This window comes from Nitrospirota bacterium (assembly GCA_016212215.1).
Taxonomy (GTDB): Bacteria; Nitrospirota; 9FT-COMBO-42-15; order HDB-SIOI813; family HDB-SIOI813; genus JACRGV01.
This window is the reverse complement of the sequence record JACRGV010000129.1, coordinates 1-8,190: the sequence shown is the minus strand read 5'-3', so window position 1 is coordinate 8,190 and position 8,190 is coordinate 1. Positions and strand designations below refer to the sequence as shown.

General features: G+C 44.4%; 9 protein-coding genes. 7 read left to right on the top strand and 2 right to left on the bottom strand.

Features of this window, described 5'->3' with window-relative positions; translation table 11 throughout:
- Positions 1-233 precede the first annotated feature (233 nt).
- Positions 234-596, bottom strand: a complete 363-nt coding sequence (locus tag HZA08_11790; protein ID MBI5194105.1) for a DUF4384 domain-containing protein — start codon at positions 594-596, stop codon at positions 234-236.
- Between the two features lie 2 nt (positions 597-598).
- A complete protein-coding gene (locus HZA08_11785) occupies positions 599-1,093 on the bottom strand; it encodes a hypothetical protein (protein ID MBI5194104.1) in 495 nt (164 codons plus the stop codon).
- 506 nt (positions 1,094-1,599) lie between these two features.
- Here HZA08_11785 and HZA08_11780 point away from each other — a divergent pair.
- The 7 genes from HZA08_11780 (at position 1,600) to HZA08_11750 (ending at position 7,867) form a co-directional block, all read left to right on the top strand.
- The gene (locus HZA08_11780) at positions 1,600-3,972 is read left to right on the top strand and encodes a phosphoketolase family protein (protein MBI5194103.1); all 2,373 of its coding nucleotides are present in this window, start codon (positions 1,600-1,602) and stop codon (positions 3,970-3,972) included.
- Positions 3,973-4,366: 394 nt separating this feature from the next.
- Positions 4,367-4,582 (top strand): hypothetical protein, encoded by a 216-nt coding sequence (locus HZA08_11775; protein ID MBI5194102.1) that lies wholly within the window; start codon positions 4,367-4,369, stop codon positions 4,580-4,582.
- Between the two features lie 106 nt (positions 4,583-4,688).
- Complete coding sequence (locus HZA08_11770) at positions 4,689-4,850, top strand: rubredoxin (protein MBI5194101.1); 162 nt, start codon at positions 4,689-4,691, stop codon at positions 4,848-4,850.
- Position 4,851: 1 nt separating this feature from the next.
- A complete protein-coding gene (locus tag HZA08_11765) occupies positions 4,852-6,039 on the top strand; it encodes an FprA family A-type flavoprotein (protein MBI5194100.1) in 1,188 nt (395 codons plus the stop codon).
- Positions 6,003-7,094 carry an RNA 3'-phosphate cyclase gene (gene rtcA / locus HZA08_11760; protein MBI5194099.1) on the top strand — a complete coding sequence of 364 codons (1,092 nt, stop codon included), beginning with the start codon at positions 6,003-6,005 and terminating at the stop codon, positions 7,092-7,094. The genes HZA08_11765 and rtcA overlap by 37 nt, the downstream gene beginning before the upstream one ends.
- Positions 7,095-7,221: 127 nt before the next feature.
- Positions 7,222-7,455, top strand: coding sequence for a MerR family transcriptional regulator (locus HZA08_11755; GenBank protein MBI5194098.1), 234 nt, complete (start codon positions 7,222-7,224; stop codon positions 7,453-7,455).
- A complete protein-coding gene (locus tag HZA08_11750) occupies positions 7,445-7,867 on the top strand; it encodes a PIN domain-containing protein (GenBank protein ID MBI5194097.1) in 423 nt (140 codons plus the stop codon). The genes HZA08_11755 and HZA08_11750 overlap by 11 nt, the downstream gene beginning before the upstream one ends.
- The last annotated feature ends 323 nt before the right edge of the window (positions 7,868-8,190 follow it).

Here is an 8,190-nt window from a genome sequence, read left to right as displayed (position 1 = left end):
CGGCCATCTTTGTGTGCTCCTCAATCGCAACCCCTCAGCGTAGATTCAACTACGCCTTCGGGTTTGCTCAATCGGTCGCACTCAAACCTGACCGAAATCTGAGCGCCTAAATGCACAAGTTATTTCATGACAGACCCTTAAATGTCAAAAAACAGCTTAATCCTTAGCATAAATTACTTTTTAAATCAACAGATTTCTTTGAGTCGGCATATTTCAGTAATTCTGCTTATCTCTTATCTAGTGACCTCGTAACCGATTGTCTTTTGGGTCCATGATGATGGGTCTTGTATGATAAGTTCTGACAGTTCTTTCATCAGGTCGGATAAGGTGGGGCTTTGCAGGGATTTACTTTCAAGGAGGTGCTCTTCATGTTTGGCTGCGATAACAAGAACTACCTCTACTGCCTTCTGTTTATTAGCCGGAACAGCCGCCTTTAACTTAACTCCTTTTGATTTTAATGAGTCATCAGGAAAGATAAACTCTTTCCTTGCAGCGGATAGTCTGGCCGGGGCATATTCATTTGGATATAGTTTAATAACGTTTCTGTCATCATCCACGCTGAATATGCTTATGTAAGAATCCTCAGCAGGGGTCACTTTTATCCGTACTTCATCATTATGTTGGAAGACAAGATTCTTAGCAGGTGTGTTTTTATCATCCCGCTGTGTATAGCTACCTCAAGACGGTTCCGGCTTCTAAGCTCAGTGTGAAGTGGTAAGATATGTGCCTCTATCCTTGCCTTGCAGAACAGTACACCATCACGTTCTCCGCACCTTGTACCATCAAGTTCCTTCTCGCTTACAATCAAGCCCCTTGTACTGGAATTGATTATTTCACTGATCATTTCACCATTAAACATTGTTGAATCAGCATGAATAATAATACCGGTCTTTTCGAGTGCATTAACCCTTGCCTTGTCTTTGGCAGCCCTTTTGGCATTATCCAGCGTGGTATCATCACCAAGCCGGTGTTCCCCTTCACCGATGACGATATGTTCTTCATTAGCTGCGTGGATAATCGCTGGTAAGAATAACAGTGATAATAACAACAGGATATTTTTCATTATCTTCATTTGAAAATCTCCATAGCTCACCCTCCCCCTAACCCCCCTCCCGTCAAGGGAGGGGGAATAAAACCATGTACCCTCTCCCCCCGGCGGGAGAGCTGCAATTAAATTCCTACCAAATCCCTCCCCCCTCTTTTGCGGGGGGAGGCAGGAGGGGGGACCCGGCTGAGGGGGCCTCATTTTCATCATCCTTTGTGAGCCCCCCGATTACTACTTCGGGGGCAAGCTCTGACTCTACCCTTGAAGGAGAGGGAAATTTACTTTGTGCATCTTTGTTAATGTTTTAGTTTTATATCACTTCAAAGGTAACTTTTCAATATATATTTAACTACCGACAACCAACCCCGCCTATCGAAATATGCGTGACATTCTTGTCCCGAATACGCAAGGGAGAAATGTTTTACAGAGAATTACCTGCTTTGCATTTCCAAAATTGACAATAATAGACATGCCTGTTATTTTTACATAGTAATCAATCAATCCTTTAATCATCTCTGAATTCCTCATCACGACAAAATAACATGGAGGTTTAAATGAATGAACGTCCCCTTTCCCTTTCAACGGGAGAACTGCAAAAGATGGATGCATACTGGCGTGCTGCAAATTATCTCTCAGTCGGGCAGATTTATCTGCTGGATAATCCGCTTCTGAAAGAACCTTTGAAGATTGAACATGTCAAACCAAGACTGCTTGGACACTGGGGTACAACACCGGGCCTCAACTTTATCTATCTCCATTTTAACCGTGTAATAAAAGCAAATGACCTCAATTGCCTCTATATTGCAGGCCCCGGTCACGGCGGTCCCGGGCTGATAGCTAATACTTATCTTGAAGGGACGTACAGTGAATTTTATCCTCACATACCGCAGAACACCGAAGGGATAAAGAAGCTTTTCAAACAATTTTCTTTTCCCGGCGGGGTACCGAGCCATGTTGCTCCGGAAACACCCGGTTCAATCCACGAGGGTGGAGAACTTGGGTATGCTGTTTCACACGCCTTTGGTGCGGCATTTGATAATCCTGACCTTATTGTATGCTGTGTTGTCGGTGACGGCGAGGCAGAGACAGGGCCGCTCGCTACAGCATGGCACTCAAACAAGTTTCTTAACCCTGTTCATGATGGGGCTGTGCTTCCTATTCTTCATCTGAATGGATATAAGATTGCAAACCCTACTGTACTTGCCCGCATCAGCCATGAAGAGCTTGAAAACCTGTTTGTCGGCTACGGTTATAAACCGTATTTTGTTGAGGGGTCGGAACCAGCGGAGATGCATCAGAAGATGGCGGCAACACTCGATACTATTATTGCGGAGATAAAGAATATACAACATGAGGCCAGAACCAATGGTAATATCTCACGTCCCCGCTGGCCTATGATAATCCTGCGTTCACCAAAAGGCTGGACAGGGCCTAAGGAGGTTGACGGCAAGAAGGCTGAAGGATACTGGCGTTCACATCAGGTGCCCTTTTCCGATATGGCATCAAAACCGGCACACCTGACCTTGCTTGAAAACTGGATGAAGAGTTATAAGCCGGAGGAGCTATTTGATGATAATGGAACATTGAAACCGGAATTCGCAGAGCTTGCACCCAAAGGAGAACGCCGCATGGGGGCAATACCTCATGCCAATGGAGGTGCCCTGCTGAAAGACCTTAGAATGCCGGACTTCAGGGAGTATGCACTTGATGTCCCAAAACCGGGACAGGTAGAAGGCGAGGCAACAAGGGTTATGGGTAAGTTCCTCCGGGATATAATGAAACTCAACATGGACAATCATAACTTCCGTGTGATGGGGCCTGATGAGACGGCATCCAACAGGCTTGATGCACTTTTTGATGTTACAAACAGGGTGTGGATGGCTGATACACTTCCTGAGGATGACCATCTTTCACAGGACGGCAGGGTCATGGAGATACTGAGTGAGCATACCTGTCAGGGGTGGTTGGAAGGTTATTTGCTTACCGGCAGGCATGGTCTTTTTTCCTGTTATGAGGCGTTTATTCACATTATAGACTCTATGTTTAATCAGCACGCCAAGTGGCTGAAGGTCACCAGCAAAGAAATCCCCTGGCGCCGTCCAATCGCATCACTGACTTATCTTTTAACATCACATGTATGGCGGCAGGACCATAACGGATTCTCACATCAGGATCCCGGATTCATAGACCATGTTGTAAATAAAAAGGCTGACATCATCCGCGTATACCTCCCTCCTGATGCCAACACACTTTTATATGTTACAGACAAATGCCTCCGCAGCAGGAATTATATCAACGTCATCGTTGCAGGCAAACAGCCTCAGACCCAATGGCTTAATATGGACTCAGCCATTAAACATTGCACAGCAGGAATAGGGATATGGGAGTGGGCAAGCAATGACCGTGACGGAGAACCGGATGTGGTAATGGGATGTGCCGGTGACATCCCGACACTTGAGACATTGGCAGCAGTTGACCTGATGCGAAAGTTCGTCCCTGACCTTAAAATACGCGTGATTAACGTTGTTGACCTGATGACATTACAGCCCAGAGAAGAACATCCGCACGGACTGTCAGACAAAGAATTCGACACACTATTCACTACAGATAAACCTGTTATCTTTGCATATCACGGCTACCCCTGGCTGATACACCGCTTGTCATACCGCCGTGCAAATCACAAAAACCTGCATGTGCGCGGCTATAAGGAGGAAGGCACTACCTCAACACCCTTTGACATGGTTGTAAGAAACGACCTTGACCGATTCCATCTCGTCTCGGATGTAATTGACCGTGTCCCAAAGTTAGGATACAAGGCTGCATATCTCAAGCAGTTAATCAGGGACAAACTGGTGGAACATAAGGATTACATAACAAGGTACGGACAGGACATGCCGGAGATCAGGGACTGGAAGTGGCCGTATTAAGGAATCAGGGATTCTGCTAACCGGACTTTTAGTGTTTGATAGGAGGTGGTTCAGTCCCCTGTAGATGTTGCACTTACTGATGAAGGCATGTTACAGCCTGACATCCCCTATTATCTAAGGCTTCTTGTTGCCGCTGAAAGAGGCCTTTGATCGGTAAACTTAACATTCTCCACAAACCACATTACTCTTATCAGAAACATTTAATACAACACCTGAACTCCGGCCAGCTTTCCGGCAGAACTATGATTTATGCCATTCTTTAACGAGGCTTCTATAATTAAGGGTCTGTCATGAAATAACTTGTGCATTTAGGCGCTCAGATTTCGGTCAGGTTTGAGTGCGACCGATTGAGCAAACCCGAAGGCGTAGTTGAATCTACGCTGAGGGGTTGCGATTGAGGAGCACGCAAAGATGGCCGGAAGATGAGATGCATAAATGTATAGGTTATTTTATGACAGACCCTAAGTGTGGTGTCTCCGGAATTCACGCAGTAAAAAGTGATATTTCAATACCTCATTTTGCATTTTGTATTTTGCCATTGTTAGAGGCGGTAAATCAGGCTGACATTGAGGAATGCATGCCGTTATGTTATTCTAAATTATCAAAATAGGGCGGCAAATAGGATTGGATTCATAACAAGTCGCCATTCCCGTGAAGCTTGTCCACGCGGGTCGTAAGCGGGGAACGGGAACCCATGATTTTTTAGTAGGAGAAAAATGCAAAGGTATGTTTGTATAGTCTGTGGGTATATCTATGACCCGGAGATTGGTGACCCTGATGTCGGGATAGAGCCGGGAACGCCATTTGAGGAACTGCCGGATGACTGGGTCTGCCCGGAGTGCGGAGCCGCTAAAGACCTGTTTGAGAAGGAGGCTTAAGATGGCAGTCAGAGAACTAAAGCCCGGTGTATACTCGGTAGGTGCTATAGACTGGCACAGGAGGCTGTTTGACGAACTTATACCTTTGCCGCATGGTACAAGCTACAACTCATATCTTATAAAGGGTAGTGAAAAAACTGTTCTTGTGGACACCGTTGACCCTTCCCGTGAACACGAACTACTGTCAAATCTTCAGAAGGCAGGGGTAAACAGGATAGACTATATTGTTGCCAATCATGCCGAACAGGACCATTCCGGTACCATTCCGGGGATACTCAGGGTTTATCCGGATGTTATGGTCTTAACAAACCAGAAATGCAGCGGCATGCTTGTAGACCATCTTGGTATTAATGAGGAAAAGGTTTTAACTATAACAGACAGATCAACCATTTCCCTGGGAGACAGGACATTAGAGTTTATATTTGCCCCCTGGGTGCACTGGCCTGAAACAATGTTTACATACAGCAGGGAGGATAAGATACTATTTTCCTGTGATTTCCTCGGTTCCCACTTTGCATCAAGCAGCCTCTTTGCGAATAATGAGGCAAAGGTATACGAAGGGGCAAAGAGGTATTATGCAGAGATCATGATGCCCTTCAGGAAAAGTATTAACAGGCATCTGGAAATAATAAAGGGGTTGGATGTTGAGATGATAGCACCAAGCCATGGTCCTGTTTATGAAGAAACTGAAACCATTCTAAGCATGTGCAGGGAGTGGGTTTCGGATAGTGTAAACAACAAAGTAGTTATAATATATGTTTCAATGCATGGCAGCACGGAAAAAATGGTCAGCCGCCTCATTGAGACATTAATCGAAAGAGGAATAAGTGTAAGACCTTTTAATCTAACGGGTGCAGACATGGGAGAACTGGCCATCTCCCTTATAGACCCTGCTACCATTGTCATAGCATCTCCTACCGTTCTTGCAGGCGCTCATCCGGAGGTTGCATATGCAGTCTCTCTTGTAAATGCCCTCAGACCAAAATTAAAATTCGGCGCCATAATAGGGTCTTATGGCTGGGCCGGAAAGATGGTAGAACAGATAACTGCTATGATGAGTTCACTGAAACTTGATATGTTTGAACCTGTATTGGCAAAAGGACATCCGGGAGAAACAGATTTGCAGGCGATAGACCACCTTGCTGATGAGATATTGCAAAAACACAGAGATGCAGGATTAATAAAGTAAAGACTCCATACATTACAATAGACGGAAGCTACGGTGAGGGCGGCGGGCAGATATTAAGGACTGCCCTTGCCATGTCAATTATCCATTCCAGACCTGTTGAGATTGTTAATATAAGGAAGGGACGTAAGAAGAGCGGCCTGCTGCCTCAGCACCTGACCTGTGTCAATGCATGCAGGGATATATCAGAGGCATACATAGAGGGAAATGTATTAGGGTCTGATTTTCTGCGATTTCGTCCCGGAGATGTAAAGGGGGGAAGTTTTAGTTTCGATGTTGCTGAGAAGACGGGCAGCGCCGGGTCAACTTCTCTTGTTTTACAAACATTGATGCCTGCATTAATCTTTGCAGGGCATCCTTCAACGATTAAATTGATGGGGGGCACACATGTGTCATGGAGTCCGCCGTTTCACTATCTGCAAAATATATTTGTGCCGGTGATAGAAAAGATGGGTTGTTCTCTTAACCTCATCATTGACCAATGGGGTTGGTATCCCATCGGCGGCGGTATTGTTCATGCTGAGATACATACGTCGGAACGATTGACCGGTATTCGTATGGATGAGAGGGGAGAACTTCTTAGCATAAAAGGTCTATCAGCCGCATCAAATCTTCCTGCATCAATAGCTGAAAGGCAGAGGTCGGAAGGATTAAAAATTCTGAGACCATACTGTGCAGACACTGAAATAGAGATTATTTCTGCACCATCGAGAGGGAAAGGTACATTCTTTTTCATCATGGCCAGATATGAAAATGTTATAACCGGGTTCTCCTCGCTTGGTGCTATCGGCAAGACTTCTGAGGAGGTCGCAAGGGAGGCTTGCAGGGAATTTATTGATTACCACAATTCACAAGGGGCAGTGGACCCTCATCTTGCTGACCAACTCATACCTTACATCTCAATATCAGACGAGCCATCCTCGTTTACAACTTCTAAGATAACAAACCACCTACTGACGAATATCTGGACAGTAAGGCACTTTATTGATATGGACATTAGCGTAACCGGTGTAGAAGGGGAGTATGGAAAAGTGTTTAAGGCCGGTAAAACATCATAGCTGCTATTTGCTATCCAATTTTGGATTTACACCTTTTTTCCCCCTTATTTTACCCCTTGACAACAGGCTGTCTTCTTCATAAAATAAGCACATATTATGTGCATATATAATATTTGGAGATAGCAAGATGCGAAAAAACATTACCTTATCAGTAGATGAAAAATTATTAAAGAAGGCCAGATTTGCGGCATCTCAAAAGCATACTACTCTCACATCCATTATCCGCGAATACCTTGAAAACTATATCAGACAAAATGAGGTATATGAAGATGCCATGTTGAGGATGTTGAAACGTTTCTCCATGAAACCACTATCTGTCGGTAGGAAAAAGTGGAAGCGAGAGGATCTACATGAGCGATAAATACTTTTTTGACACAAACATATTGGTGTATGCCTTTGATAAATCTGACTTAGAAAAGCATAACCATTCAGCTAAATTAATACATGCCGCTTATGAGAATAGAAATGGTTATGTAAGTACGCAGGTACTTCAGGAGTTTTTTGTTGTTACAACAAAGAAGATTGAAATACCCCTCAGCGTAAATGAAGCCAGAGACATTATCAAAGATTTCTCTGTATGGTCTGTTATTGATACAAACCTGCCGGTTATTATGCAGGCCATTGAGGTTATGAAAGATTACACCTTATCATTCTGGGATTGTCTTATTATATGTGCTGCAAAAGTAGCGGGTTGTAGCATCATATATACAGAAGACTTATCTCATCAGCAGATTATAGAAAATATCACAATAATCAATCCATACTATAAATAAATTTGTAAGAGAACTAAGGAGACGGGAAATCAGGGTCGCAAAGGTAATTCTTTACGGCAGGGGAAGTCCACTTTACCACGACTGCATCTCTCTCTTTAAGTCTTCTATGGATATAGTCTCACCACGTTCAGCAGCTTCCCTGCCCCATGGCTGTCATCCTGAGCTTGTCGAAGGATGATTCCATTTTCATTCCCCTTTGTCGAGTAGAGCAATGGCGCGAATAGTTTAGGTTAAGCATATCTGTTTCTGTCTCTTTCGATTAACAGTGCCTCACTATCTTAACCATGCTCCGTTTCCATCGCCCCCTCTAAAATTCCGTATGG

Bases quoted from the DNA above. Each gene is read 5' to 3' on its own strand.
- HZA08_11780 (MBI5194103.1), top strand. From the start codon at position 1,600: ATGAATGAACGTCCCCTTTCCCTTTCAACGGGAGAACTGCAAAAGATG.
- HZA08_11770 (MBI5194101.1), top strand. From the start codon at position 4,689: ATGCAAAGGTATGTTTGTATAGTCTGTGGGTATATCTATGACCCGGAG.
- HZA08_11765 (MBI5194100.1), top strand. From the start codon at position 4,852: ATGGCAGTCAGAGAACTAAAGCCCGGTGTATACTCGGTAGGTGCTATA.
- HZA08_11755 (MBI5194098.1), top strand. From the start codon at position 7,222: ATGCGAAAAAACATTACCTTATCAGTAGATGAAAAATTATTAAAGAAG.
- HZA08_11750 (MBI5194097.1), top strand. From the start codon at position 7,445: ATGAGCGATAAATACTTTTTTGACACAAACATATTGGTGTATGCCTTT.